Raw genomic sequence first — 25,597 nt, 5'->3', positions numbered from 1 at the left:
GCGTCGACTGGCCCGGCGGACTGACGGTCAACGATCTGATGGCTGATATCGCCGCCATTTTTCACTGGCCTCTTTCTGATATGAACGATCTGCCGCTGGCCGAGCTCCTCGACTGGCGGCATAAAGCCCTGATCCGCAGCGGAGCAAATACGGATGAGTGAAGACCTCAAACTGCAGGCGCTGCTGAAGGCGGTTAATCAGGCGCTGCGCCCGCTACAGAGCCTTCAGAACGAAACGCAAAAAGTCGCCGGTTCCATTGCCGATACGCAGCGGAGCCTGGCGGCGCTGCAGGCGCAGTCGGCGAAAATCGACGGCTTTCGCGCCACCAGCCGCCAGCTGAACGACACGCAGCAGCAGCTTAAACAGGCGAAGGCGGAAACGGCGGCGCTGGCGCTGGCGATGCGCAACAGCCATCAGCCTGCGGAGCAGCAGAGCCGCGCGCTGGAAAAGGCGCGTCAGCGTACCGCTGCGCTGCAAAGCCAGGCGCAGAGCCTGCGTCTGTCGATGCAGCAGCAGCGAGAAAGCCTGAACGGCGCGGGTATCTCTACGCGCAGCCTGAGCAGCGAACAGCTGCGGCTGAAAACCGCCGCGGCGCAGGCCAGCCAGCACCTTAACGGTCAGCAACAGCAGCTGCAGCTGCTGAACCAGCAGCAGGAGCGGCAAAACCAGACGGCGGAGCGCTACCGCAAAGGTCAGGCGCTGGCGGGTAAGATCCGCAGCGCCAGCGCGGCGGGCATCGGCCTGGCGAAAGCGGGCTTCACCGCTGGCGCCGCGCTGCTGCGTCCCGGCTACGAGCTGGCGCGCACCGATGCTGCCCTGCAGGCCAAAACCGGCCTGCAGAAAGGGTCGCCGCAGGCGGTCGCGCTGGATAAACAGGCGCGCAGCCTCAGCGTGCAGACCGGCATCCCGGCGCAGGCGGTGGCGCAGACCCAGCTCGATATCGCCCAGGCGGGCGGGACGATCGACGATATCACCTCCGCGACGCCGGTGGCGCTGAATATGGCGCAGGTCAACCAGCATTCGGCAGAGGATAACGCTGGTCTGCTGATGGAGACAAAAAGCGCCTTCGGCCTCAACAGCGGGGATATTGCCCATCTGGGCGATGTGCTTAGCGCCACCCTCGACCAGGCCGGAATGAAGTTCGAGGATCTGAGCAGCGCGCTGAGCAGCGTTGCGCCGGTGGCAAAAAGCGCCGGCGTCGGCGTTGAGCAGACCTCCGCCATGCTGGGGCTGCTGGCGAAAAATCATATTACCGGCGCGGCGGCGGGCGACGAGGTCGGCACGATCCTGACGCAGCTACAGACGCGCGACGGCGAACGTACTATCGCTGCGCTTGGCGTGTCCACCCGCGACGAAAACGGCGACGCACGGCAGATCCTGCCGCTGCTGAAAGATATTCAGGCCGCCTTCGCCAGAAAGGGGATGAACGCGACGCAGCAGGCGGACGTGCTGAAGAGCATCGTTGGCGCGAAGGCGGTCTCGTCAGCCTCGCTGCTGACGCAGGGCGCCGCCAGCGGCGAACTGGAGACGCTTACCGCCTCGGTACAGCAATCCGACGGCGGGACGGCGCGCAGGGCGCAGGCGCAGCAGGACAGCCTCGGCGGGGATCTGCAAAAGCTGGATGCCTCGAAGGCGGCTATTGGCGTCGACCTTTTCGCGCCGCTTGACGGCCCGCTGCGCACGCTGACGCAGGAGGCGACGCAGTTCCTGCAGACCATCGACCAGTGGCTGCAGGATAACCCGGCGCTGGCCAGCGGCATCGCAACGGCGGCGGCGGTCGCGATGACCTTTGTCGGCGCGCTGAGCGCTATCGGCATGGCGGTCTGGCCGGTGGTGAGTGGGGTCGGCGCCATTATGGCCGGCGTCGAGATCCTTGGCGGCCTGTTCACGGTAGTGGGCGGCGCTATCGTCAGCGCCATCGGCGCCATCACCTTGCCGGTGGTGGCTATCGTGGCGGCCATCGTCGGCGGCGCGCTGCTGATCCGTCAGTACTGGGAGCCTGTCAGCGCCTTTATCAGCGGCGTCGCGCAGGGGTTTTCCGCAGCGATGGGCCCGATCGGCGACGCCTTTGCCCCGCTGCAGCCGGTGTTCGCCTGGGTGACGGACAAGGTTAAGTCGGTGTGGAACGGCTTTACCCAGCTGCTGGAGCCGGTGAAAGCGACGCAGGCGCAGCTGGCCGCAGCTGGCGATATGGGGAAAAGCTTCGGCAATATGCTCGCCGAGGCGCTGAAGATCCCCGGCCACGCGCTGGATCAGCTCACCAGCGGCATCAACTGGGTGCTGAACAAGCTCGGCATCGTCAGCAGTAAAAGCAAAGATCTGAAGGCGGATCTGCCGCCAGACGCGGCAGCTATCGAGAGCGGCGCCGTGCCCGACGCCAGCGGGCTGCAAACCAAAGTGCTGACCGGCGGCGCGACCTACCGGCCGGTGGTGGCGCCCGCCGCGGGCAGCATGACGCAGCAGAACGCCTACACCAACAATATTACGGTGAATGCGCCAGCCGGAATGGACGCCCATGAGATTGGACGGGTTGTGCAGGAGCATTTAAATCAGCAGCAGTTTGAGCAGCAAAACCGGCAGCGCAGCGCCATGACAGGAGGATTCTATCCATGATGATGATCTACGGCATGCTGCCCTTTATGCGGCAGACGCTGCCCTACAGCCAGCTGATACACAGCAGCGACTGGAAGTGGGCCAGCAATACCCGCGTCGGCAGGCGCAACGCAGCGCAGTTTACCGGCAAAGGCAGCGACAAGATCTCCCTGAGCGGCGAGCTGCGCCCGGAGCTTACCGGCGGCCCGGTTAAGGCGCAGGCGTTTCAGCTACTGGCTGACGAAGGGCGCGCCTGGCCGCTGATCGGCGGCGACGGCACCATCTACGGCATGTATGTGATTGAGAGCTTTAAGACGACGCACAGCGATTTCTACGCCGACGGCAGCGCGCGCGTAATTGCCTTTACCCTCGACCTGATGCGCATTGACGAGTCGCTGGTCTCGATGTTCGGCGACCTGAAAGCGCAGGGTAGCGCGCTGTGGGCGAAGGCAGAAGCGGCGGCGGGCAAGCTCTCTTCAGGCATCACGACGGGAGGCTTCACACTGTGAGTGAACTCGGCGCGATGGCGATGAAGGCGGGCAGCCGGCCGGCACCCGATTTTATGCTGTGGCTCGGCAGCAAGGATGTAACGCCCAATCTGCGCGATCGGCTGATCTCGCTGGCGCTTACCGATAATCGCGGCTTCGAAGCGGATACGCTGAAACTGACGCTGGACGACAGCGACGGGCTGCTGCAGCTGCCGCAGCGCGGCACGGTGGTGTCGCTGTTCCTGGGCTGGGTTGGCCAGCTGCATAACAAGGGCGATTTTACGGTCGATCAGGTAAGCCACGGCGGCGCGCCCGATGTGCTGACTATCCTGGCGCGCAGCGTCGATTTTCGCGGGGAGCTGGGCAAGGCGCGCGACCTCTCATACCACGACACTACGCTGGGCAGCATTGTGACGCAGATTGCCCAGCGCTGCGGGCTGATTTTGCAGATGGCGGACGGGTTTGCCGGGATCAAGATCGATCATATCGATCAGACCCACGAAACCGATCCCAGCTTCGTTACCCGGCTGGCGCAACGCTATGGCGCGGTCGCGGTTATCAAAGCGGGGCGGCTGCTTTTTTTGCGACCCGGCAGCGGCCAGTTAGCCAGCGGCAAGGCGATCCCAACGGTGACGCTGACGCGCCAGGATGGGGATAAACACAATTTTACTGTTGCCGACCGCACCAGTTATACCGGCGTGCAGGCGAGATGGCTCTCAACAAAGGAGGCGAAGACGCATGTGCTGCAGCTGCAGCGCAAGGCAAAGGCCGCGAACGCCAGCGCGGTCGCCCATCCGGATGCACAGAGCGCGCCGCCGCTAACGGGTAATCAGGAAGGGGATTATCTCTCCGGCGCCAAAGAGAGCCTGCTGGTGCTGCCGGAAGTGTTCAACAGCGAAGAGGCGGCAATGGCGGCGGCGGAGGCGAAGTGGAACCAGATACAGCGCGGCGCGGCTCACTTTACCTTTCAGCTGGCGACAGGGCGCGCGGATCTCTATCCTGAAACCCCGGTCAGGGTCAGCGGCTTTAAAGCGGTGATTGACGCCAGCGCCTGGATAATCAGTAAGGTGACGCATAATCTGAACGTAAGCGACGGGTTTACCACTACGCTGGAGCTGGAGAATGACATCACAGATGTGGAATATGAGAGAACTGACTAACTAATAGTTAATTAATTTGCTTTTTGTGAGTAAGTGGCGCGATAATGGCTGCGTCAACTACGGAGGAACTCACAAATGATGCATTGTCCGCTGTGTCAGAGCGCTGCCCATACGCGCAGTAGCCGTTACATCTCTAACGAGACCAAAGAGCGCTATAACCAGTGCCAGAACATCAACTGCAGCTGTACCTTTAAGACGCACGAAAGCGTGACCGGCATGATCGTCACGCCGGGTAAAATCGAGAAGGTGGCGATAGCGAAGAAGCAGACTCAGGCTCGCGCCTGAGCCTTTAAAGAGCAAAGCCCGCGCAAGCGGGTTTTTTTATGGCGGCAGCGCCGCCTCTTGGAGTGCTGTCAATAAGTGTACGGAGCGGTCAACGGCTGCCTTGGAGTGCTGTCAATAAGTGTACGGAGCGGGCAACGGCTGCCTTGCCTGCGCTGGCCATAACTGTACGCCCTGATTAAAACCCTCAAAGCAGCCATCCAGCCCCTGCTGTTCACTATGCCAGGAGAAGCGCGGCGCTTTTTAACGTCCTCAGCGCGGCCGTTATTTATTTCAGAAGCAGTAAGCGATGAATATTTTCAGAGAAGCCAGGCGGCAAATAAGAGCACCCCAGGTGCAGCGCTGTTAATCAGCATCAGGTTATCCCCCGGACGCACATATTTCCCGCGGTGACTTTACAGAGAGCAGTCGCCGCTCCCGATCGTCAGAACCCATAAAGCTTAACTGGATTGTCGCGCAGTATTCTTTCGCGATCGCGGCTATCTGGCGCCCAGATGTTCATAAGATCGAGCAATACCGCATCATCGGGCTTATTTTCATCTGGTTGAGTGGGGTGAGGCCAGTCGCTACCCCATAACAGACGTTCGGCATTAATCCTGACCAGACTCTGGGCAACGGGAGCGACATCGTTATAGCCAGGCGCACCCGTCCGGGAATCAATGTAAGCCCCGGAGAGTTTTACCCAGGTTTTCTGCCCGTCAAGCATACGGCGCAGCGTCGCAAAGGCAGGCGACTTAAGGCCATCAGGCTGAGGAACATGCCCCATATGATCGATCACAACCGGCGTCGGTAATTTTTGCAGCTGGTTTTCCAGCGCGACTAGCTGTTCACCTGACGACACTACCTGAATATGCCAGTTAAGCGGGTGTATGCGCGCAGCTAACGTCGCCATGTCCTTCGGGTCGAACTGACTGTAGACAAGGTTAAATCGAATCCCCCTGACGCCAGCCTGATGCAGCTTTTGCAACTCATCATCGGTTACCGTGCCATCTACAACGGCCACGCCGCGTGCACTGCCGTTGCTGGCTGCCAGACCATTCAGTAAGACGCTGTTATTGGTACCATATCTCGACGGGGTCACAATCACCATTCGGCCGATCCCCAACCTCTGCTGTAGCCTGCGATAATCTCCCAGTGAGGCATTGGCGGGGTTAACAATTTTGGTGCCAGGCACAGAGGGGCAACGACTGTCGTAGAGGTGCATATGACAATCTACGCTTCCTGCTGGCGGAATTAATTTCGGGGGATGATCGCCTGCGCTATAAGGCACGTTTGCAAAGGCGGGAAAAGTGGCAGCAACAGCACATGCAGAGCTTAACTGTAAAAAGTGTCGACGGGTTACGGGCATCTGTCCTCCTGATAGTCGGGCATGAATTAAATGCTCGTTTATTGAGCGCACGGGGAAACGAATTATCCATTTCCGAAAACAGAGGCGTAGCGGAAATAGAGCCCGCCGATTTATCCTCAACAGTAAGGCTTAATCGATTGATGCACCCCGCTGGAAAAGTTACAGGTGGGAACCCCGATATGATAATTGCGTGCGAAAAAGAGATCGGAAGAAAACAATAATTATCCGCAACACAGTCTTTCTGTATTGCGGATTAACAGCAGAGTCAGCATAAATTAGCGTACGCGGCCCAGCTCAGCGGCGCGCATTGCGTCGTGGATCTCTTTCTCAGCGCCGTTTTCGAGCGGCAGCAGCGGTGAGCGAACGGTCGCATGTTCAAGGATGCCACGCGCAACCAAAGCATGCTTAAGGGCAACGGTGCCCTCCATGTGTGAACCACGGTGGTAGACGCTTTTGGTGACTGGCAGCAGACGGTCGTGCAGCTGACGCGCTTTAACGTAGTCGCCCGCTTTGCCCGCCTTAATCATCTCAATTAACGGCTCAGGGGCGATATTACCGTAGCCAACCAGGAAGCCATCAACGTCAAAAGCGGTATGCAGCAGATATTCATCGTGGCAGCTTAAAATTTGCAGGTTGGGGCGTTCGCGACGAATCACCGGGATTTCAGTGTCCCAGCGGCGCATATTGCGCACGCCATTTTTCATGGCAAATACGCCTGGCAGAGCGGAGATCTCCAGCAGCGTTTTCAGATTGTAGGTGGCTTTAGTGACATCCGGGTACTGGAAAAGAATCAGCGGCAGGCCGCTTTCCTCATAAACCACGCGGTAGCGATCCTGGGGCGCGCCATCCTGATAGCCAAAACGCAGCCAGCCGTGAGAAGGATAGAGCAGGCCGGCTGATGCGCCAGCGTCAACGGCACGCTTCGCTTCCAGCGCAGCCACTTCCGTGCCTTCACCGGTAATACCGGCAATAATCGGCAGTTTGTTATCTACAGACTTAACGAATGCGCGGATAACATTCGCCTGCTCTTCCTGGGTAAGGAACGTTCCCTCTCCGGCATGTCCCAGCACCACCAGGCCTTTCACGCCGTCGATACTTCCCAGCCAGTTACCGAGGCGCTGAATGGCGTCATAGTCGACGCGACCATCGCGAGTGAAGGGAGTAACCGGAGCCGGCGTTAAGCCTTTCAGATCGATGTTAATCATAACTATCTCCTTGATGAGTAAGCCTGTCTGTCAGGGTTTAGCGATCGTTTAGAACAGAAATGAAATCGTTTCTGCAATCGTTTTCACATAACTGACATTGAACCGCGAAAATTAAACCGTCAACGGCAGGCTGGCTAAAAATGCAACGACGATCACAAACAGAACAGCAATCAGCCTCCGGGATGAGATCCTGGATACAAAATGCAACCCTCAGCGGCTTAGTGTGGGAAAGCTGATGAGGATCCGGGCCGAATTATTTACGTGGAGAAGAGGTGGATTTACGGGGAATAAGAGAGGGCGTGGTAATCCGCATATTATTATTTAGCTCTGGATTCAATAACATATCAACCGCATCGCTGGCGATATGCTCCAGCGGGGTTCTGACCGAGGTCAGCGCCACGGGCAGTCTGCTTACCAGTGGAATATCGTTATATCCCACCAGGGAGAGATCTTCGCCAATGATCAGGCCCTGCTGATGCGCGGCAGCAAGAACGCCAATCGCCAGCTCGTCGTTAACGGCAAACAGCGCGCTTGGGCGATGGCGCTGGCTGAGAATTTTCATTCCCTGCTGCTCGCCTGAGGCGATATTGAAATCAGAATGACAGCACCATTCTGCTTCGATCTTCAGCCCGGCTTCCCGCATTGCCTGCTCGTAGCCCTTACGCCGGTTAAGGGCGTTAGAGGCAAAATCAGGGCCGCCAATCAGGCCGATATCACGATGCCCTAAATCAATCAGATGCCGCGTGGCCAGATAGCCGCCAAGCTCATCGTCCCCGACCGATGAAGGGCTGGAACCGTCGGTGCGCAGCGCCAGAACATGGGGTATATCCCGTTCGCGCAGGGTTTGGGGCAAAGGATCGTCTAGCCGGCAGGTGGACATAATCAGCCCGTCTACCCGGCGATCCAGTAGTGACTCAACGGCTTTCTTCTCCTGCTCTTTGCTGTCGCCGCAGGTGGCAACGATCGCAAAATAGCCTCTCCGGGCTGCAGCTCTGGCTATCTCTTCAAAAAGCAAGGCGGTGACGGCATCGGTCAGTCTCGGAACCAATACGCCAAGCGTGCCGGTATCGCCACGCCGCAGGCTGGAGGCAACATAGTCCCGGCGGTAGCCCAGCTCTCGGGCAACCTGGCGGATTTTTTCCGCCGAGGCGCTGCGCGAGGTAGGTAATCTTTCATCAAGTACGCGCGAAACGGTCGAGACGCTAACGCCCGCAGCACGCGCAACATCCCGCATTGTCGCCAGCTTCTTTTCCGGCAAATCGTTCAGTTCACTATCTTGATCCATCTGCTGCTCCAGCTCATCAATCGGGTAAAGATCCCTGTTGCCCGTTCAACGAATACCATCGTGCAAACCGAGGGGTTTAAGGATCTTACGTCAAACTTTGTCTGGACAAAAGGAATGGTGCTTCACTTTGCCAGGTCGGCGTTGAATGGCTATTAAACTGCTATTTTTAAATGTCTTTTTATAAATTCATCGACGGGGATATTTCCCCGTTAGTTTTTTTTAGTTTGTGAACCGCTCGACATTTATACAACTGGCGTAATTGACTTAGCGCTAAATCCAGCAAAGAATTCACCGGAAATGAAATCGATTGCAGTAACGTTATCACAGGCTAATTCAGACAGCACTATATGCAACACGTTATGTGAATAAGGAATCGTTGTCCTGTTGTTATTCAGAAGGTTACGTGTATGCGCACCGACAACGTCTAACAGGACACTATTATGTCAATTCAGGCCACTGCTTCAGATTACGTCGTTGAAAGCGGAGCTGCTTCAACACCAGCCGTGCTGCTGGCAAGGCTGGAACGTCTGCCTATTACCCGGCGGCTGAAGGCGATCCGTATTATTGTCGGCTTATCTACCTTTTTTGATGCCTACACCATTATTGCTATCGCCTTTGCGCTTCCCCAGCTCACCCAGGAATGGGGGCTGACGCCAACTTTTGTCGGTCTTATTATTGCGGCCAGTTATGTCGGGCAGCTGTGCGGCGCGCTTTTTTTTGGCTCGCTGGCGGAAAAAATAGGCCGAATTGGCGTATTACGTATCACCATTATTATGTTTGTCGTGATGGATGCTGCCTGCCTTTTTGCCTGGAATGGCTGGTCAATTCTTATTATTCGCTTTTTGCAGGGGGTGGGGATCGGTGCCGAGGTGCCCGTTGCCAGCGCCTATATCAATGAATTTGTCGGGGCCAAAAAGCGCGGACGCTTCTTTTTACTGTATGAGGTGATTTTCCCTGTCGGAATGATGTTCGCCGGGCTGGTAGGATATTTTCTGGTGCCCATCTATGGCTGGAAAGTGATGTTTTTAATTGGCTTAGTTCCCTCCGCGCTGACTGTTCCCCTGCGCTGGTTAATGCCGGAGTCGCCACGCTGGCTGGCTTCAAAAGGTAAGCTGCAAGAGGCGGAAAACGTCGTATCCACCTTAGAAGCTGAGGTCATCAGGCGTGGGATGACGTTACCCGAACCTGAAGTTAAAGCGCCCGCCGCGCAGAAAGCGGCACCGGAAGGGGTCAAGGCTCTCTTTGGGGGCATCTATAAATCCCGAACCTTTATGCTTTGGGGATTGTGGCTGACGGTTTACAGCGTGAACAACGGCATGATTACCTGGTTCCCAACCCTCTATAAAACCTGGTTTAACCTCTCTCTTGATACCAGCCTGGCCTACGGCTGGATCACCTCCTCATGCGGGGTGATGGCTTCGGTAATTTGTGCCCTGCTGATCGACCGCATAGGTCGCAAGCGCTGGTACACATGGGCCTTTCTGCTGGCTATCGTTCCGCTGATTACGCTTTCTGTTCTGGGGGCAAAATCTGCCGTTGAGATTCTTATTCTGGGAAGTTTGACCTACGCCATTCTTCAGACCATCGCCTTTTCGCTTTATCTCTATGCGGCTGAGCTTTATCCCACCAGACTGCGCGCCATTGGCACCGCCTATTCCAGCGCCTGGCTACGCGCGGGGTCATCTATTGGCCCGCTAATGGTAGGTTTTATCGTCAGCGGCTTTGGCATGCGCTTTGTGTTTATTACTTTTGCGGTCATTGCGCTTATTGGCGGCTTAATTACCTGGTTTTACGCTATTGAAACCAAAGGGAAGTCGTTAGAGGAGCTGTCGCCATAGAAGGCCTGCGCTGGCACTAACGGTTACCGATAAACTCTACGGACTCATTCATTCGGCAGGCGCCAAAAGAGGGTATTGCAAACGTGCTGGCAGGTTAAACTCTGCAAAAAAAACCACCTGAGAAGGTGGTTTCTTTTTATTACCAGCTAAGTTCTTGCTTAGTGGCTTTGGCGTTCTGTTTGTACATCATCTCAAGCGTGGTGTAGCTGCACTTATCCAGCGTTCCCTGGCAGTAATCTTTGATGACGCGATCTAACACCTGCCTGTCGCTCACTTTTGTGAGTTTTTTAAATGCGTTCAGGTTCTGCTTTTCCATCATGCGTAAGGTGGTCGGCTGGCACATATCAAGCTGGCCGTCACAGTAATCCGCTTTCACTCGCTTCTGGATATAGCTGATCACTTCTTTCTTCTGGGCTTCTGAGCCATCAAAGTCCAGTGGATGAACAAAGCCTGCGTTTGCAGCGGCAGAGGTGAGTAAAAGCGCAGCCCCAATAAATAATTTCATTAAGAAGTCCTTCTCAAAAAAGTAAGCGCTAAGATTAATCTTAATCGAGGCGGAAGTGAACTGCTGAGTGGGTCAGGCTGCAGATATCGAGGGCGGGTTGAGTCTGGATGTCAGCCTGATGGTTTTAAGAAGGCTATCAAGAGATGCAGGTCGTTAAGGGCAAATGTTTAGTATGGCGTTGCCGTGAGGTACATAGGCATCGAATAGAGGGTATTGCCAGCGCGGCAGGTCGTAACGTAACAACATGTAGAGTAGTATTATTTCTTCTCTTGTTCACACATTGGATGCTTAATGACATTACAAGCGACCTGTCTTGAACAGACTACGCCCGGTGATGACACGGAAGATGTAATAATCATCGACGTCAATCCTTTTGGCCCTAATGGAGAAAAGGATCGGCGAATATTAATCAGTAAGAGCGCTGAGCCTGTTCTGATTTTACAGTTGTATAATCGTGCAGATGAGGATGGCTTTCTGATTTCGAGCGCCTTCTTTGAGTTTCTTCTGAATGAATCTCACGTAGCAATCATTTGTGGCGACTACTTTCATGTTTTTGACATGGCCACATACGCGTTCAGAAGCCATCCACTAGGCGATTACGTTGGTCATATTTATTCACTTCCTGACATCCATTCAGACAGGCTAAATGAGCGAGTTCTGGTTGCCACTTACTGCCACGTTTTTCTGATTGATATTGCAGCAGGAATTCTCTGGAAATCTGGTCAGTGCGCTATTGATGGCGTGATCATTACATCAATAGAGGATGATACGGTGCTTGGCATGGGAGAGTGGGATCCGCCCGGAGGCTGGGAAACTTTTAAGCTCGATCTAAAAACGGGAATTCTGATGTGAAGAGGGGCTTGTCCTTGCCGAAATTGCAACAAACAGACGTTACACATCTGCGGTGTTGTTCGGAATAATGCCCTTCACCTGCCGCGGCATCCGGTGCGCGGCCAGCATGTCATCTCGGCTCACATTCTTGATGTTCAGAAATTTATCTTTGCCGCTCTTTCTGAAATCGAACTACTCTGAACACCGTTCTTTTGCCTACTGTAAGCTCTTCATATTAAAAACGAATTTACAGAGGGCATGACCTGTATCCTCAAAGTGAGGATGGATAAAATAAACAATAGTTCACGTCAAATTTCGGTAAGGCTGTTTCTCCATCTCATTCGAAACGGGAAGATAGTGATGAGCACATCATATATTATAAACGATAACGATTAAAGTAATGGAAAAAATACCATATAATTCATCCGCTGAATGCAGAAGATGACTAGAGTTGGGCTGGTTTTCTTAGACGGTAAAAATGACGTTATTCACTCTCAACGTAATGTAAGCATAGTGGGTATATTTCTCGATGTATCGTATGCATATAATATAAGGTTTTCGTGATGTATATTTTAGCATTAACAGGCAAGATAGATCAGCCACTTGAAAAGACGGTTAAAATCTCTAATTAATCAGATAAACAACTGTCGGAAGCATCCGCGGCCAACCGCGGATGTTATATAAATATCAGTAATAATGTTACACAGCGTTTTCTATGTCACGTAACTTCTGGGTGATTTTCTGCCAAAATGGTGTCTCTCTATAAGCTTCACACCGATAAATAAGTTGCTTAGCGGTACAATTATCTTTGTAATGGTTGTCTACTTGATTCTTACGATTTCTAACTTCATTATCTGGAAAGTTGGCTGCTACCCATTCCTTATCTTTCTTCTTATTCTTGCGTATAAATTCCATATATACAGGATGGAACACAGCATCAAGTAGATAATGACCGTTAGTAAATAGAATCGCGTTTTGGGGCGTAATTCCCCGACTATTCAGTACTGCCTGATATGCACCATAGCAATCTTTATCATCAATATATTGCCTGTGATTATGAATATATAAATCAACTGATTGTTTAAGCTGTGCCAGTACACCATCATTGACATTAAGTTCATCATCCAAAAGCCGGGTTCCTATGGGAAGTCGGATGCTATTATTAAAAATGTTTTCACTGTATTGCTGTGGATCAAGATTATGCAGCCATGAAAAAAGATATAGTGCATCATAAACGATCCTGGAATAGCTCTGAACTGCCTGAATGAGCTGATTTTCTAACCTTACATGCAGATGAATACATCCCGTAAGAAAATCAATAGCCTCAGGAGTACTAATGAAGCTCTCCCTTGAGTAAAGGAAAGTATGAAGAACAAAGGGATTACTATTTAGTGCTGAAGCGTACGCATTTTTTTCAGGACACAAATAGTCATAATCACTGTCCACGGCAACCAGCCTATCTTTACTTAAATGCTCATACTCTTTTTCTAAGGCGCGTTTACCTTCTGCACCGTTTTGTGAAAAAGGTTTAATATCATATCGTCCGGGTGAAACGGTGTTTACAACTTTTTCCCAAAAAAAACGATCGGATGCATCCTCGATAAGGATAATGCCTTTTTGCGGCCCTGATGACTCAATGCTAGTATATAGTCGTATAAACTGCGGATTTCGCATAAAATCGGTCAAATCAGGCATCGTTGCTAACCTTCAAAATGTTTTTCATTTCAACATATGCATCCATGTGACCATTCATAACAATGCCGGGGCTGTGCGTGACTGCAATAATCTGCATCTGAGAATTAATGGACATGATTGCGTCAATGATTTTCTCCTGCCAGCTTAGGTGCAGGGAGACTTCTGGCTCATCCATCAAAAAAAGAGTCGGTTTGTCGTAAGTATTGGCAGCAGTTGCTAAAATATAAACAAGCTGACGTTCGCCAGAAGATAACTGACTGAGGCTAAGAGATAAGCCTGCATCTGTAATAAAAATCCAATCATTGTGGTCACGACGTACTTTTTTACTAGAGTCTTTTAAAAATGTGTTGAGTTGATGTTCAAATCTAATAATTGCAGAGCTATTTTCACTTTTAAGCAAAAGCCGTAATTCTTCGTAAATTGCAAGATCGAGGAGATTTTTCTCGATGCTATTACCTAAATCCATTTTATTTCCAGCGTTGGCGGAAATATTTACGGTAGAGATATACCTAACAAGAACAGATTTTTTTAAATTTTTTCTGACTTCCTTGTCAGCTGCTATTAAATCTTTCTTTCCATTAAATGTTTCCATTATTTTGTTTTTTGTGGCGTTCAAAAAGTGCTCGTTTTTTGCAAAGGATGAAATTATAGAGTTGATTACCTCTTCTGATTTTTTGTCTTTGAAATAATCATCTTTCTCTAATTTTTCTTTTATTGTTTTTTTTATTATTTCATTTTGAAGCATTAAATCTTCAAGATCGTTCTTGTAGAACGATTGCACTAACTTTTCACTAATCACGCCATAACAAATCGGGTTTCCATCTCCTAATGTCAATTCAATACTCTCACAAATACTTTCATAATCAATATGATTATTATCCGTTATCAAACCATTTATAACTTTTAGAATTGTTGTTTTGCCGAGGCCGTTTTTTCCGACAATTACCGTCTTATTACTGAAGTTGATGCTAAGGTCATGTTCGCCGAATAACTTTTTTATTGAAAGCGAAGAAATAATGGGTTGAATATTCATAAATGTATTCCGTTAAGTTTTAGTCATTGTAACCGAGTCAAACATTTACTGCACTAAGACAGATGTAAAGTCATTGCATTTTAAGTATCTTTCCGCTTTGTGCCTTTACAAGAAAGGCTGCGTCTTGGGCGATACTTTTGTACGGAACACAATATGTAGTGCCCAGGCCCCTTAAAACACCTTCATCTAGCAGAAGAGATTTTCTGAGGAACATTGATGCGCTTGCCCAAAAATGGCTGCAATATTGCGATCCTATCTCTTGTATGTAACGGTTATTCTCGTTGGGAAACGGCACAAAGTTTGTTTATGATTAAGAAGTCAGGTGCGCGAGATGGCCGAGCGAAGGCTCTGACGAGACAAAGCGTGACATGAGCTACATCAAGCAGTAGTGCACGTGACCGATACTGCAAGGCGTGGGTTCGAATCCCACCCTGACAACTAACCGCCCAGGGGCGGTTTTTTCTTGGAGTAAATATGGCAACGCCATAGTGGTAGGCCATCGAGTTCGCAGAACTCACCCGTCAGGGTTTCGCCATTAACGTCGTGAATATTGGCGCGTGTGAGGCACTGAGGTTTCACCGTCGCGCAGGTTCGTGCGGTGGAAAAATTAAAGTGTCCGATGAGTGTCTGAGCGTGGCAAAGACTTGGGCGGTGAAAAGCCTGGCCAGAAAAAAAAGCATTGCCCCGGCACGCTCTGAACCTGCGGGTCCTTCCGGAGGGGGACCCTGTCCACGAGGCGGCGGCCCCGCAGAAAACGGCTAGTTTTGCGATTTTCATAGGGATACCACCACGTGTCGTAACTGATTGATTTTAAGATTTAAATTGGCTTTTGAGGTGTCCATTTCGCCAAAAACAGGGACAGGTGGGTAGCGGTTAATTATTTGATATTAAAAAGAAAATCCGTAAATGAGCAGGGTCGAGGTGGTGGGGATTATACGACACCAGTTAAGATATGTAAGTGAAGCTTAGTAATCACAGGGCTCCGGCCCATCCCTGGCGCCTCTGAATGCAGAATTTTAGGTAAAGCATGGCCATGATGACCAAAGTGACGAAGAATCGAATAAACAACAGCTTACGTGGCATGTAGGGAAGGCTGTTTTCTCTAGGAGGTGCTCATCTCATTCGAAACGTGCTGATGGTGATGAACTCTGCCGGTAGGGTAGGCATGTCGGCAGCCTCGAATGGTTTAAATCAGCCATGCAAATATCCTGTTGCTGGGAAAGTGAAGAGGGTTGAAGGAGGGGCAGTGGCTGTTTGCTTATACGTGGCTGTTCGATGTTACTGATTGCACATAAAAGCTCATGTCGAACGTCCGCCTTGTGCCAGAAGCGGAAGTTACTTACATCGCGCTATGTTAGTTTACTGGGAGCAGGTCAATTGTATGATCTCTCCAATGAATTAGATTAAAGGCTTGCAGAATGAACGATATCAGCAAAAAAGCTTCGAGTAAGAAAAGAACCAAGAAAGCTAAACAGAAGTTGCTTACCTCTGAACAAAAAGCATTGCAAGCAGAACAAGCAGCAAAAAAAGAGCAACTAAGAGAAATTAGACTCGCTATCTCTGCCCATGCTATTAACCTTTTTCAGCAATATACAGCACTTCGCAAAAAAGGATTAGATAGTGCTACTGCTACTTTGCAAGCTCATGCTGATTATGAAAAAGTACACGGGCATAAATTCCCTAATTCCATGTGGAAAAAAATCAAAACGAAAGCAGGGATTCAGATCTATGATCGTGAAAGGCAAGATAGCCGTAAATCGCTTAATCTTGCTAAGATCCCTACCCGCTTAGAGGCTAAACGTACTGTACTTACACAGAATCAGAAGAAAGTACATAACCAGAATGCAAGTACATTACGTTTAATCGGTAGCAAGAAGCTACCTGTAACATCTATGGGACTTGTTGTATGTCCTGTCTGCAATATTCATGTAAAAGATGATGCTATAGAGTGGCATCTACGACACAACCACCTAGGCCATGTCGATAACCCACTTACTAAGCCTGTAATAGCTCCTGTTGATACTGTCGAAAATACAAATAGTAGAGTTAATAGAACCACTGGCGAAAGATATATTTCATTTTGGGCTGATAAACCAAAAGATACTAAACGTTATTTATTACAAGTTTATCCTAATGCAATCCGTGTAACTCTTCCCTTCATGGGGCTAGAACTGAATAGCAAATGTGTTACAAAATGGTTTGATACTTTAGAAGAAGCTGTAGAAATACGTGATCTTTTAATTGGTAATAAAAGACTTTCGGTTGAATCTTCTACTATTATTACAGAAATTGATAAGGAGCATAAACGCTATTTCAATAAACAAGTTTATCAAACTGCATTACTAATAATGAAACAATCAGAAGCTTGGAAACTCGCCACTAATGAAGAGGCTAGTATGATGTTTTTAAGCGATCGATACATAAGCTCACCACAGGAACCTAATATTGGAACTTCTCTTGTCATTGATGGAGGTGCTATAGCTATTAATGAAGAACTAACTAAGCCTTTAGAGGCCGCAAATGATACCTGTGTTACAGGGCGCACAGTTGAAGTTACGCATAAAGCCCGTCATGCTGGAGATCAAGCTGATTTTAAACGCCGTGTTTGGGATAACTTCGATGGTAAATGTGCTATCACTGGCTATCCACTGCCCGAAGGTATCTTAGAAGCTGCACATATTGAAGCAATAACAGAAATGGCGAACAACAACACTTCTAACGGTCTATTACTTGAAGTAAGTCTACACCGAATGTTTGATAAAGGATTGATGGGGATTAATCCAGATGATTTAACGGTTCATTTTGCTATTGATTGTATCCATAAAACTATGTTTGAGGGTAAGACCTTACAACCGCATCGTGTAAGTCTTGATACTGATAAGTTGACGGAAAAATGGAAAGAGTTCAATGATAAGAGTTAACATGACTTGTCCGAGTATGCTTGAAGTAAAGCGGATAGCTTAATTTGGCCACTTTACCTGTGTTAGTCCCGACTTGATCTGACTCACGACCTTGAAAGGTTGATAGTTACCGGTTTTGATATGGGCGTCGAAGCCTAATACAAAATGTAAGTATTCCGGAAATACGAACCATTTACTTTAATAGATATGTCAACTTCCGCTTCTCGCTCAAATCGGACATTGCGCTTGCTGAGCAGCTTTATGCCACAGGTGACCTGATCATTACGTAGCTTTAAAACTAAAACAGCTTAGAGTGACGAGATTGGCTAAATGAGGGATGGGGGAATTGCTACTTCAATCTACTTCTGATCGGTATCATATGAGTATCCTGGAAATCCAGCTTAACTGTAGCTTCTGAGGTAACTCATTGATGATTGGTGGCCCCTGCTGGGTTTGAACCAGCGACCAAGCGATTATGAGTCCCAATTCAAAGTGAGTGAAATCAGTAACTTACTGATTTTTATATTTTCTTGAGGCCGAATAGTGTTGAAAAGTAGTGCATAGCGTTGCACTCTGCTGCCACTTTGCTGCCATTATTCTAATAGATTAGTAGGCTCCAGCGATTTTAATGAATAGGCGTACTGGCGAAAGAGAGAAAAACTAAGTTTAGCTAACGTCAACGTGGTGAATAAGAACTGCTGGTATAGTTGTAATTAAATGATTTATCTTTAAGGCCCTCATATAGAGGGCTGAAATTATATATTTGAACTCTACATTAAATGTTAATCATTCTTTCTTGGTTTCATGGTTTTTTCCCATTTCCCATCTTAAGGATTGCATCAACATTGTATAAATATTAAATATAAAAGTCTTTATGGATAAAACAAGGTAAATAGCACTGCATCCTAAAATAACATAAGTTGATTTAATGACTATTTTTTTAGCTTCATATGGGATCATCAATCCATTGGCTATTTTTGATATTAAGCCATTTTGTTGACCGAACATTATAATGAATAAGTAAACAATAGACCAAAAAATAAAATGAATAAAAACACGCATGAATACACCATAAACATACTTCAAATAGCTCATGTCATAATCAGGGTGTTTTATGTTCATTAATGCGAGGAACAAATCCGGTTTATTAATAGTCGCAAAAATTGTAAATCCAGTTATAAGGAAGCCCAAGGTTGTGGTGGTAAAACTGAATGTTAATGGTACCCAGCTTCTAATCGAATCTAACAATTCCTTCGATGAAGAAAAACATACTGAGTTTGCCAGTAACAATAAGAAAACGACTATTGTTAAGTAAAAATCAAAATTATTAATCTTAATTGGTTTGGTTAAGATGTAAATATCAAATAAAGATTTTTCTTTCGTTAGCTCTTCAGGCTTGAAGTTGAATTTCATTTTAGAACCACCTTTTTACAATAGAGATTATTCTAGTGCTTATTTTTAATATTTCATGTGAATTTCTCTCAGGTGATACTATATTGCCATCTTCCTCTAGTTTTTTGAAAGATGAGTAGGCCTCTAGTGCTGCTTGGTCTACATCGGAACTTATGGCTGGGCTTGGAGTCTTGAGTGTGAAACTATCATTATTACCAGATAATTTGGCCCCGTGTTCGTCTTTACCTGATATTATTATTTTGGAATTTGCCATTCTTGTTGCGCTTGTAGTTTTCTCAATTACTGCATTTGGATCCAAACCATCTTCATTTCTGTTTGTGAAAAAAAGCTGTGCTTTATTGCTGTTTAGTTCTTCATTCTCTTCTTCTATCTTTCTCCAAAAGTCATCCAGTGAGATGTTTTCGCTGTTTGTAGGCAATAATTCAATCGATAGTCTGTTTACTACAGAAAAAAGCTCAACGAAATCACTTAAAGTTCTTGGGTCAGTTAGTGGGGTAACTCGTAGTTTGGGGATGCTTAGTATGGTATAAATTTCTTTTTTATACAGTCGGCCAATATGAGGTTTCTTTTTTCTTAGCCGTCTATTCTTCTCGACTTGATAATCGATGAATGAATTATAACGTTTAGCTAGGCAATGTTTACTGGTGTTTTCAAACTCTTCTAAGGTTGGTGCGCCGGGAACTTCTTTGCATAACATCAGCCTATGGTCGTTGAGTATTAAAATAAATAATGAACTTGGATGACTTTCAAGTGTTTTTGGATCCTTGATAAGTTCCCCATCATGGAATATCTGTTCTCTTTTGAAAATAGTCTTTTTAATTATTCGACCACATAAAGCAATGGTTGGAACATTCAATTGAAGTGGCCCTATAAAAGTAGGATCAATGTCATCTAATATTATCAATCGTGTATCTGTAAAGAAGTATTCCGTATCCTTGAATTTTCTGATGTATTTCTGATCCAGAAAGGATGGATAAACGATACTTTCAAAGGCATCAAGCAGAACCTTGTCAGAACCAAAATTTAATGTATAGTTTGCGAATTCAATTGTTTTGGTGAAACTCATCTTCAAATCCTTCTGCGGATAAATTTAGCTGATTTATTTAACTTAGTGCTTTTTATGTTATTTAATGAATCGTAATCCGGTAGATATGGAACTTCGGGATTTTAATCTTAACCCTCAATTTTATTAAGTGGATTCAGCTGCATCGCTTCAGCCAAATGGTCCGGTGCAAAGTGCGCATATCGCATCGTTACCTTAATATCTGTATGACCTAGTATCCTCTGAAGCACAAGAATATTTCCACCATTCATCATAAAATGAGATGCGAAAGTGTGACGTAAAACATGTGTCAATTGCCCCGCAGGTGTCTCGATACTAGCGCGCTGCATGGCTTTTCTAAAAGCTGAATAGCATGGTTTAAAGAGCAACTGTGCTTTCCTGCTCGATGGCAGATCAGCCTGTAATTTTTCAGTTATCGGCACCGCGCGATTTTTCTTGCCCTTAGTTTTCACGTAGATGATCTGGCCGGCGCGGATTTGGTTTCCTTTCAAGCCCTCGGCCTCACTCCATCGTGCACCCGTAGCCAGGCAGATTTTCACAATGGTCGTCAGATCTTTAGATCGGCTGTTTTCACATTCGACGAGAAGGGTTTTAATTTCCTCAATAGTGAGATACGCCATTTCCGACTCACTGATTTTAAACTCGCGTACGTTCTCAAGCGGATTGGGTGCGGTCCATTCATCCAACCGGCGCAGCTCATTAAACATCGCCCGGAAGTACGCCAGCTCTAAATTTACTGTGCGCGGCGTTACCGTCTTCACCCGGGTAGAGCGGGTAATCTTCCCACTTAGCCGCTGCTCACGATATGACGCGAAAATCTTCGCGTTGAATTCGGTAGCCAGTGGATTTCCCATCGCTTCGCAGGCAAACGCCATCGTGGTTCGCCGCTTCTCGCCATCCGCCAACGTGATGCCATGCGTATTGAACCACAATTCAACCAGCTCTATTACCCGGCGCTTATCTGTTTTCTCTCCCAGCCAAGGTTTATCCTGAGCCTGATCCTTCACAAATTTCTCAAAAGACTGCGCTTCGCCTTTGGTGGCAAATTGGCGGCGTATCCGTTTACCGTCTCGGCCGTTCGGGAACACCTGAGCTTGCCATTTTCCGTTGGGTAATTTGCTAATCGCCATGCTTTGCCTTTAAAGATACTCAGTACGGGCAAGGACTTTGCCCAAAACCTTGATGTCTTCCGCTTTGCACTCGAATGAGGCTTTTCCATTCTCAACGCGAATGCGTCCGCCAGGAAAACGGTAAAGCTCTTTAACGCTTATGAGCTTATCAATCTCGATGAGCCATAGCCCATCGGTGATCTCTGCGGCAGTCATATCAACCAGGTAATTCTGTTTTTCGAAAAGTACTAACAGAGGAGCCTCAACATCGCTTGGCAAAAGCTGAATGTCATATTCAACCCAATCAGATGATGAAAAGTTCCCATTTGTGATTTTTTTGAGTTCGATCTTGTTGGGTTTTTCATTTTGTTTTGTGATGTTTGAATCACCACGGCCGTACGTCAGCCACTCAAGCGAAGTACCAGTTTCCATAGAGCATATCAGCACCCAATCAGCTGGAAAGTTCCCGCGTATTATGCGGTTAGCCATAGTGCTCTGAGAGACATTTAAATGGCGGCACAGCGCCTGTCGGGATGAAAAACCATATGCCTGAACGATGCGTTCAATGGGATCTTTACCACCCTCCGGTAAAGTTGGTGCTTTACGACTCGTAAAATCTTTCGTTGACCTTTCCAATTTGTGATCCTAATATTCACTCGTCGTATCAAGACGTGTTTAATAGTGATGAATAGAGTTGGCTAGAACTCAACAGAGGATAGTGCATCATGACCCGTAAACTTTCAATGCGCCCTTCAATCAACCTTGTGATCTCAGAACCGTACATTACTGTCGAAGAGTTTTGTCGTCGCACTGGTTACAAGGAAGGCACCGTGCGCCAGATGTACCGCGAAAATCGTTTACCCATCCGGAAGAAAGAAGGCGTAAACGGGCTGATCGAAATCAATATGGTTGCTCTAACTATCGAAGCAGCAGCTGGCTGCGAAATCACAATGCAGGGTTGATGTATCCATATTGAGATAACGACAGGGAATAATCATGTTTGATTTTCGTGTTTCCAAACATACCGATTACGACGACGCCTGCCGCAAGTTTGCGCTCACGCACAACATGGCGGAGCTGGCGCAGCGGGCAGGTATGAAAGTGCAGACGCTGCGCAACAAGCTGAACCCGGAGCAGGTGCATCAGCTGACCGTTCCAGAAGTGCTGTTGCTCACCGACCTGACCGAAGACGCCACGCTGATGGACGGCATGCTGGCGCAGCTGCAGTGTCTGCCGTGTGTGCCGGTTAACGAGCTGGCAAAAGAGAAGTTTCCGGCGTACGTGCTGAAGGCGACCGCCGAAGTCGGGCATATGGCCGCTAACGCCGCGAACCCGGAGCGTATTACGGCAACCTGCCGCCGCGGCATTCTGGAAGCTGCCAATACCGGGATCCGCTGCATGATGCTGGCCGCGCTGGCCGTGCAGAACCGCGTTCACTCTAACCCGACTTTAGCCTCAACCGTTGACGCTATCAGCGGGCTGGGTGCTTCGATTGGCATCAGCTGAGGGCGCACGATGATTTCATTTGCGGCACGCCTCAAACGTCAGAGCCCGTCGATGTCATACGGGCATGGCTGGATTATGGGCGAGAACGGCAAGCGCTGGCATCCGGTACTGAGCCAGCAGGTACAGGTAAAAGAGCAAAGAGGTAAAACATGGCTATCGAAGGCGATTCAATGCTGGTCGAGCTTACTGCCGGCCAACGGGTTTCGGCGCTGAATCACGTTGCCTTAATCCGCGCGCAGCTGATGGGCGGCAACTGTGAAAAAGATATGGCTCGTTTTTTCTCTGAAATGCGCGATGTGACAGACAGTAATTACCAGGACAACAAGCGCGCGCTGGGCGCGATTCTTTTCCTGGCTGGCATCGGTAAGGACAGGCACGCCGCTGAATTTAGTGAACTGACTACTGATGAAAGAGCGGCGCTTATTCGTGCAATGAATCATCTAAAAGCAGTCGTGAGTTTATTTCCGAAGCGAATGGCTCTGCCTAATTAATTAACCCGAAGTAAATAAATGGCGTACATCCGCCGGGCATTCTTTTGCCCAAATTCTGGAGAAAGTGAAATGCGAAATATCGAGAAATTTAATTTTGACGCTGACACCGAGGCGCTGGCCGCAGTCATCACCAGGGCGCGCATTGAAGAGCGCAAAGACCGCGCGCTGGCCGTGTCTGAGCGCCTTGTTGAGCTGGCCGTGCACGTACATCAGCGAGGGCTTTCCGGCATCGAAGCTGCAGACCTGATCCGCCGCGAGGCAGAGCGTTATCAGAACGAATCACAGGAGCTGCACTAATGGCCGACTCAATCGACATGGCGCAGCAGCGTGCCGATGAACTGCTGGCACGCAACATCGCCAGCGTGGTTAACCGCCCGGTCAGCGCTGCGGCATCTTTTTGCGAAGACTGCGACGCCCCGATCCCGGAACAGCGCCGCCGCGCTGTGCGTGGCGTAACTCGCTGCGTCGACTGTCAGGATATTGCTGAGCGGTATTCCCGATAATGTTCGTTACGAATGAATACGCTTACCCGTGGAATGCTCCACGGGAGGCCATCGCCAGCCCGTATCCTACCTATGAGGAAATGCACAGCCGCAGTCAGATGATTGCGGCTTTAGCGCGTGCGCAGGAGCTACTGGAAAAGCAGCCGACGCTGATCCAGCTCGACGTTAAGCGCCGCGTCAGCGAGCTTGAAAAGACCCAGGGCATTGCCCGTGCCAATGCGTACTTAGCAAAAACCTTTGTTGAGCGCACATTGCCACGCGTTGAATGCGTCAGTGAGCAGTACCGCCTCGGAGAAATGAGCAGCGGCACGTTTAACCTGCTGGCAGGCAATGCCGCGCAACAGGCTGGCGCGGCCAGCGCGGCCGGTACGCTGTGGGAGCTGATGCGCCGCTTTAATCGGCTGCCGGATATGGCGCGCGCTGACGTTGATCTGCTGGCCGGGGATGTGGCTAATTTCATCCTCGCCGAGCTGGCACAGGCGCACGCGCAGGCCAGCGACGAGTCGGATTACCGGTACACGCACCGCGTTTACATGACCGCCGCCACCATCACCCGCGAGCTGAGCCAGACGCCGCCGCTGTGGGAAAAGGTAACGTCCCGCCTGTTCGACCCGGAGGAAGTGACCCCGGCGATCATGCGCATGCAGACCGAAAAATGGTGGAAGGGCCGCCTGCGCCGCGTCGCCGCGTCATGGCGTGAGCACCTGCAGATTGCCCTGGCTAACGTCAGCAAAAAACATACCCCCTACGCCAGCAGCATGACCGTCTCCGAATGGCGCGAGCAGAAGCGCCGCACCCGTGAGTTTCTTAAAGGCATGGAGCTGGAAGACGAGGAAGGCAACCGCATCAGCCTGATCGAGAAGTACGACGGCAGCGTGGCCAATCCGGCGATCCGCCGCTGCGAGCTGATGACCCGCATTCGCGGCTTCGAAAACATCTGCAACGAGATGGGCTTCATCGGCGAGTTCTACACGCTGACCGCCCCGGCGCGCTATCACGCCACAATCAAAACCGGCCATCACAACCGTAAATGGAACGGCGCCAGCCCGGCCGACACCCAGCGCTATCTCTGCCGCGTCTGGCAAAAAATCCGCGCCAGGCTGCACCGCGAGGAAATCCGCATCTTCGGGATCCGCGTTGCCGAGCCTCATCACGACGCAACCCCGCACTGGCACATGCTGATGTTTATGCGTCCCGAACAGGTTGAGCGCGTGCGCGAGATTATGCGCGACTACGCCTGGCAGGAAGACAGCGGCGAGCTGACAACAGACAAGGCCCGCAAGGCCCGCTTTCACGCGGAGGCTATCGACCCGGAGAAGGGCAGCGCGACGGGCTACGTCGCTAAGTACATTTCCAAAAATATCGACGGCTACGCGCTGGACGGCGAGGCGGACGACGAAAGCGGCAAAGACCTGAAGGAAACCGCCTCGGCCGTTTCCGCCTGGGCGGCCCGCTGGCACATCCGGCAATTCCAGTTTGTGGGTGGCGCGCCGGTGACGGTTTACCGTGAGCTGCGCCGCCTGGCAGACAGCGATACCGCACACGGCCTCAGCGTTGAGTTTGCGGCCGCGCATGACGCCGCCGACGCAGGAGACTGGGCAGGATACGTTAACGCACAGGGCGGCCCGTTCGTACGCCGCGACGAGCTGGCCGTGCGCACCTGGTATCAGGCCAGCGAAGACGTGAACGAGTATGGCGAGGAAACCGTGCGCATCAAGGGCGTTTATGCAACTGAAGTTGGCGAAGATACGCCGATCCTCACCCGTCTCGCACAGTGGAAGATTGTGCCGAAACGTGCCGTTGATTTGGGTTTTGAATTTAAGGACGCGTCCGCGTCCTCTCGGAGTTCTGTCAATAACTGTACGGGGGGGTTGAGATCTGAGGATTCGAACCCGCCGGAAAGTTTCGACAATATCGACCTGGACGGCATGAGCAGACGAGAAAGACGGCAGCTGCTGAGCCGGATCAGGGCGCAGGAGCCAGAAAAAAGACATCGGCAGCTAAGGCGGTCGGACAAAATCGAGGCCGCATGCGACAACGTGATAGGCCAGGTGAAGGAATTATGCGGTGAAACCATCAGCCGCGGTCTGGCCGTGCGCCTGATTGGCGGCACGCAGACGAAAATTGCTGGCCGACTGTTTCGCAGTTCTGCATATGGTGAGTTAGTGAGGCCTCATGCTGGACCTAAAAAATATGAAATTCTGGAGCGAATAGGGCGCTTAGCTCGTGCCTCTAAGGATGCGAATGAAGCCAATTAACGTCCTAACTTCAAGAGCATGCTTTCAGATAAAGTCTTATTGACCATAAAAAATCATTTCACATTTGGAAATTCGTAATATACTGTATGCAT

General features: G+C 50.0%; 25 protein-coding genes, 1 tRNA gene and 1 pseudogene. 16 read left to right on the top strand and 11 right to left on the bottom strand.

The window, feature by feature from the left end:
• Positions 1–38: 38 nt before the first annotated feature.
• From MHZ97_RS19115 to MHZ97_RS19095, 5 genes are all read left to right on the top strand, one after another.
• Complete coding sequence (locus MHZ97_RS19115) at positions 39–161, top strand: GpE family phage tail protein (protein ID WP_051563656.1); 123 nt, start codon at positions 39–41, stop codon at positions 159–161.
• Positions 154–2,613 carry a phage tail tape measure protein gene (locus tag MHZ97_RS19110; protein WP_239315382.1) on the top strand — a complete coding sequence of 820 codons (2,460 nt, stop codon included), beginning with the start codon at positions 154–156 and terminating at the stop codon, positions 2,611–2,613. Before MHZ97_RS19115 ends, MHZ97_RS19110 begins: the two co-directional genes overlap by 8 nt.
• A complete protein-coding gene (locus MHZ97_RS19105) occupies positions 2,610–3,101 on the top strand; it encodes a phage tail protein (protein WP_239315383.1) in 492 nt (163 codons plus the stop codon). Before MHZ97_RS19110 ends, MHZ97_RS19105 begins: the two co-directional genes overlap by 4 nt.
• A 14-nt stretch (positions 3,102–3,115) precedes the next feature.
• Positions 3,116–4,240, top strand: a complete 1,125-nt coding sequence (locus MHZ97_RS19100) for a contractile injection system protein, VgrG/Pvc8 family (protein ID WP_239315436.1) — start codon at positions 3,116–3,118, stop codon at positions 4,238–4,240.
• A 75-nt stretch (positions 4,241–4,315) separates the two neighbouring features.
• Positions 4,316–4,525, top strand: a complete 210-nt coding sequence (locus MHZ97_RS19095) for an ogr/Delta-like zinc finger family protein (RefSeq protein ID WP_103794580.1) — start codon at positions 4,316–4,318, stop codon at positions 4,523–4,525.
• Positions 4,526–4,946: 421 nt separating this feature from the next.
• On the opposite strand, the gene MHZ97_RS19090 is transcribed toward MHZ97_RS19095, so the two are convergent.
• The 3 genes from MHZ97_RS19090 to MHZ97_RS19080 form a co-directional block, all read right to left on the bottom strand.
• Complete coding sequence (locus MHZ97_RS19090; RefSeq protein WP_239315384.1) at positions 4,947–5,870, bottom strand: amidohydrolase family protein; 924 nt, start codon at positions 5,868–5,870, stop codon at positions 4,947–4,949.
• A gap of 275 nt (positions 5,871–6,145) precedes the next feature.
• Complete coding sequence (locus MHZ97_RS19085) at positions 6,146–7,075, bottom strand: dihydrodipicolinate synthase family protein (protein ID WP_239315385.1); 930 nt, start codon at positions 7,073–7,075, stop codon at positions 6,146–6,148.
• Between the two features lie 253 nt (positions 7,076–7,328).
• Positions 7,329–8,360, bottom strand: a complete 1,032-nt coding sequence (locus tag MHZ97_RS19080) for a LacI family DNA-binding transcriptional regulator (RefSeq protein WP_239315386.1) — start codon at positions 8,358–8,360, stop codon at positions 7,329–7,331.
• A gap of 440 nt (positions 8,361–8,800) precedes the next feature.
• Between MHZ97_RS19080 and MHZ97_RS19075 the strand changes: the two genes are divergently transcribed.
• A complete protein-coding gene (locus MHZ97_RS19075) occupies positions 8,801–10,198 on the top strand; it encodes an MFS transporter (RefSeq protein ID WP_239315387.1) in 1,398 nt (465 codons plus the stop codon).
• 139 nt (positions 10,199–10,337) lie between these two features.
• On the opposite strand, the gene MHZ97_RS19070 is transcribed toward MHZ97_RS19075, so the two are convergent.
• A complete protein-coding gene (locus MHZ97_RS19070) occupies positions 10,338–10,703 on the bottom strand; it encodes a hypothetical protein (RefSeq protein WP_239315388.1) in 366 nt (121 codons plus the stop codon).
• Positions 10,704–10,994: 291 nt separating this feature from the next.
• On the opposite strand from MHZ97_RS19070, the gene MHZ97_RS19065 reads away from it, so the two are divergent.
• Complete coding sequence (locus tag MHZ97_RS19065) at positions 10,995–11,555, top strand: hypothetical protein (protein ID WP_239315389.1); 561 nt, start codon at positions 10,995–10,997, stop codon at positions 11,553–11,555.
• A 51-nt stretch (positions 11,556–11,606) separates the two neighbouring features.
• On the opposite strand, the pseudogene MHZ97_RS19060 reads toward MHZ97_RS19065, so the two are convergent.
• The 3 genes and pseudogenes from MHZ97_RS19060 to MHZ97_RS19050 form a co-directional block, all read right to left on the bottom strand.
• Positions 11,607–11,749 (bottom strand): annotated as a pseudogene (locus MHZ97_RS19060) (capsid portal protein); the annotation flags it as partial.
• Positions 11,750–12,233: 484 nt separating this feature from the next.
• Positions 12,234–13,229, bottom strand: coding sequence for a DUF4435 domain-containing protein (locus tag MHZ97_RS19055; RefSeq protein ID WP_239315390.1), 996 nt, complete (start codon positions 13,227–13,229; stop codon positions 12,234–12,236).
• A complete protein-coding gene (locus MHZ97_RS19050; protein WP_239315391.1) occupies positions 13,222–14,262 on the bottom strand; it encodes an ATP-binding protein in 1,041 nt (346 codons plus the stop codon). Before MHZ97_RS19050 ends, MHZ97_RS19055 begins: the two co-directional genes overlap by 8 nt.
• Positions 14,263–14,578: 316 nt before the next feature.
• Here MHZ97_RS19050 and MHZ97_RS19045 point away from each other — a divergent pair.
• Positions 14,579–14,700 (top strand) — tRNA-OTHER (locus tag MHZ97_RS19045).
• Positions 14,701–15,680: 980 nt separating this feature from the next.
• Positions 15,681–17,183: an HNH endonuclease signature motif containing protein gene (locus MHZ97_RS19040; RefSeq protein ID WP_239315392.1), complete on the top strand. Its 1,503-nt coding sequence runs from the start codon at positions 15,681–15,683 to the stop codon at positions 17,181–17,183.
• Positions 17,184–17,948: 765 nt separating this feature from the next.
• On the opposite strand, the gene MHZ97_RS19035 is transcribed toward MHZ97_RS19040, so the two are convergent.
• The 4 genes from MHZ97_RS19035 to MHZ97_RS19020 all read right to left on the bottom strand — a co-directional run bounded on the left by MHZ97_RS19035 (position 17,949) and on the right by MHZ97_RS19020 (position 21,383).
• On the bottom strand, positions 17,949–18,575 hold the full coding sequence (locus MHZ97_RS19035) for a hypothetical protein (protein ID WP_239315393.1): 627 nt from the start codon (positions 18,573–18,575) through the stop codon (positions 17,949–17,951).
• A 1-nt stretch (position 18,576) separates the two neighbouring features.
• The gene (locus tag MHZ97_RS19030) at positions 18,577–19,641 is read right to left on the bottom strand and encodes a hypothetical protein (RefSeq protein ID WP_239315394.1); all 1,065 of its coding nucleotides are present in this window, start codon (positions 19,639–19,641) and stop codon (positions 18,577–18,579) included.
• 107 nt (positions 19,642–19,748) lie between these two features.
• Positions 19,749–20,768, bottom strand: a complete 1,020-nt coding sequence (locus MHZ97_RS19025; RefSeq protein WP_239315395.1) for a tyrosine-type recombinase/integrase — start codon at positions 20,766–20,768, stop codon at positions 19,749–19,751.
• Between the two features lie 9 nt (positions 20,769–20,777).
• The gene (locus MHZ97_RS19020; protein ID WP_239315396.1) at positions 20,778–21,383 is read right to left on the bottom strand and encodes a phage repressor protein CI; all 606 of its coding nucleotides are present in this window, start codon (positions 21,381–21,383) and stop codon (positions 20,778–20,780) included.
• A gap of 89 nt (positions 21,384–21,472) precedes the next feature.
• On the opposite strand from MHZ97_RS19020, the gene MHZ97_RS19015 reads away from it, so the two are divergent.
• From MHZ97_RS19015 to MHZ97_RS18985, 7 genes are all read left to right on the top strand, one after another.
• On the top strand, positions 21,473–21,709 hold the full coding sequence (locus tag MHZ97_RS19015) for a regulator (protein WP_239315397.1): 237 nt from the start codon (positions 21,473–21,475) through the stop codon (positions 21,707–21,709).
• Between the two features lie 34 nt (positions 21,710–21,743).
• Complete coding sequence (locus tag MHZ97_RS19010) at positions 21,744–22,253, top strand: phage regulatory CII family protein (RefSeq protein ID WP_239315398.1); 510 nt, start codon at positions 21,744–21,746, stop codon at positions 22,251–22,253.
• Between the two features lie 9 nt (positions 22,254–22,262).
• The gene (locus tag MHZ97_RS19005; RefSeq protein ID WP_239315399.1) at positions 22,263–22,466 is read left to right on the top strand and encodes a phage filamentation protein Fil family protein; all 204 of its coding nucleotides are present in this window, start codon (positions 22,263–22,265) and stop codon (positions 22,464–22,466) included.
• Positions 22,403–22,744: a DUF5347 family protein gene (locus MHZ97_RS19000; protein ID WP_239315400.1), complete on the top strand. Its 342-nt coding sequence runs from the start codon at positions 22,403–22,405 to the stop codon at positions 22,742–22,744. The genes MHZ97_RS19005 and MHZ97_RS19000 overlap by 64 nt, the downstream gene beginning before the upstream one ends.
• Positions 22,745–22,813: 69 nt before the next feature.
• Positions 22,814–23,041: a DUF2732 family protein gene (locus tag MHZ97_RS18995; protein ID WP_069728938.1), complete on the top strand. Its 228-nt coding sequence runs from the start codon at positions 22,814–22,816 to the stop codon at positions 23,039–23,041.
• Positions 23,041–23,247 carry a TraR/DksA C4-type zinc finger protein gene (locus MHZ97_RS18990; protein ID WP_239315401.1) on the top strand — a complete coding sequence of 69 codons (207 nt, stop codon included), beginning with the start codon at positions 23,041–23,043 and terminating at the stop codon, positions 23,245–23,247. The genes MHZ97_RS18995 and MHZ97_RS18990 overlap by 1 nt, the downstream gene beginning before the upstream one ends.
• Entirely contained in the window at positions 23,247–25,505 is a 2,259-nt protein-coding gene (locus tag MHZ97_RS18985) for a replication endonuclease (RefSeq protein WP_239315402.1), read from the top strand. The genes MHZ97_RS18990 and MHZ97_RS18985 overlap by 1 nt, the downstream gene beginning before the upstream one ends.
• Positions 25,506–25,597 lie beyond the last annotated feature (92 nt).

The sequence above is a fragment of the Pantoea sp. ACRSC genome, assembly GCF_022346785.1.
Taxonomy (GTDB): Bacteria; Pseudomonadota; Gammaproteobacteria; order Enterobacterales; family Enterobacteriaceae; genus Pantoea; species Pantoea alvi.
This window is presented reverse-complemented; position numbering and strand designations above follow the sequence as displayed.

What these genes read in the sequence shown, in the direction of transcription:
- MHZ97_RS19100 (WP_239315436.1), top strand. Translation starts at nt 3,116, where the DNA reads ATGGCGATGAAGGCGGGCAGCCGGCCGGCACCCGATTTTATGCTGTGG.
- MHZ97_RS19090 (WP_239315384.1), bottom strand. Translation starts at nt 5,870, where the DNA reads ATGCCCGTAACCCGTCGACACTTTTTACAGTTAAGCTCTGCATGTGCT.
- MHZ97_RS19055 (WP_239315390.1), bottom strand. Translation starts at nt 13,229, where the DNA reads ATGCCTGATTTGACCGATTTTATGCGAAATCCGCAGTTTATACGACTA.
- MHZ97_RS19050 (WP_239315391.1), bottom strand. Translation starts at nt 14,262, where the DNA reads ATGAATATTCAACCCATTATTTCTTCGCTTTCAATAAAAAAGTTATTC.
- MHZ97_RS18990 (WP_239315401.1), top strand. Translation starts at nt 23,041, where the DNA reads ATGGCCGACTCAATCGACATGGCGCAGCAGCGTGCCGATGAACTGCTG.
- MHZ97_RS19005 (WP_239315399.1), top strand. Translation starts at nt 22,263, where the DNA reads ATGATTTCATTTGCGGCACGCCTCAAACGTCAGAGCCCGTCGATGTCA.
- MHZ97_RS19030 (WP_239315394.1), bottom strand. Translation starts at nt 19,641, where the DNA reads ATGAGTTTCACCAAAACAATTGAATTCGCAAACTATACATTAAATTTT.
- MHZ97_RS19010 (WP_239315398.1), top strand. Translation starts at nt 21,744, where the DNA reads ATGTTTGATTTTCGTGTTTCCAAACATACCGATTACGACGACGCCTGC.
- MHZ97_RS19015 (WP_239315397.1), top strand. Translation starts at nt 21,473, where the DNA reads ATGACCCGTAAACTTTCAATGCGCCCTTCAATCAACCTTGTGATCTCA.
- MHZ97_RS19040 (WP_239315392.1), top strand. Translation starts at nt 15,681, where the DNA reads ATGAACGATATCAGCAAAAAAGCTTCGAGTAAGAAAAGAACCAAGAAA.
- MHZ97_RS19025 (WP_239315395.1), bottom strand. Translation starts at nt 20,768, where the DNA reads ATGGCGATTAGCAAATTACCCAACGGAAAATGGCAAGCTCAGGTGTTC.
- MHZ97_RS19000 (WP_239315400.1), top strand. Translation starts at nt 22,403, where the DNA reads ATGGCTATCGAAGGCGATTCAATGCTGGTCGAGCTTACTGCCGGCCAA.
- MHZ97_RS19085 (WP_239315385.1), bottom strand. Translation starts at nt 7,075, where the DNA reads ATGATTAACATCGATCTGAAAGGCTTAACGCCGGCTCCGGTTACTCCC.
- MHZ97_RS19095 (WP_103794580.1), top strand. Translation starts at nt 4,316, where the DNA reads ATGATGCATTGTCCGCTGTGTCAGAGCGCTGCCCATACGCGCAGTAGC.
- MHZ97_RS19110 (WP_239315382.1), top strand. Translation starts at nt 154, where the DNA reads ATGAGTGAAGACCTCAAACTGCAGGCGCTGCTGAAGGCGGTTAATCAG.
- MHZ97_RS18995 (WP_069728938.1), top strand. Translation starts at nt 22,814, where the DNA reads ATGCGAAATATCGAGAAATTTAATTTTGACGCTGACACCGAGGCGCTG.
- MHZ97_RS19070 (WP_239315388.1), bottom strand. Translation starts at nt 10,703, where the DNA reads ATGAAATTATTTATTGGGGCTGCGCTTTTACTCACCTCTGCCGCTGCA.
- MHZ97_RS19105 (WP_239315383.1), top strand. Translation starts at nt 2,610, where the DNA reads ATGATGATGATCTACGGCATGCTGCCCTTTATGCGGCAGACGCTGCCC.
- MHZ97_RS18985 (WP_239315402.1), top strand. Translation starts at nt 23,247, where the DNA reads ATGTTCGTTACGAATGAATACGCTTACCCGTGGAATGCTCCACGGGAG.
- MHZ97_RS19080 (WP_239315386.1), bottom strand. Translation starts at nt 8,360, where the DNA reads ATGGATCAAGATAGTGAACTGAACGATTTGCCGGAAAAGAAGCTGGCG.
- MHZ97_RS19115 (WP_051563656.1), top strand. Translation starts at nt 39, where the DNA reads ATGGCTGATATCGCCGCCATTTTTCACTGGCCTCTTTCTGATATGAAC.
- MHZ97_RS19075 (WP_239315387.1), top strand. Translation starts at nt 8,801, where the DNA reads ATGTCAATTCAGGCCACTGCTTCAGATTACGTCGTTGAAAGCGGAGCT.
- MHZ97_RS19035 (WP_239315393.1), bottom strand. Translation starts at nt 18,575, where the DNA reads ATGAAATTCAACTTCAAGCCTGAAGAGCTAACGAAAGAAAAATCTTTA.
- MHZ97_RS19065 (WP_239315389.1), top strand. Translation starts at nt 10,995, where the DNA reads ATGACATTACAAGCGACCTGTCTTGAACAGACTACGCCCGGTGATGAC.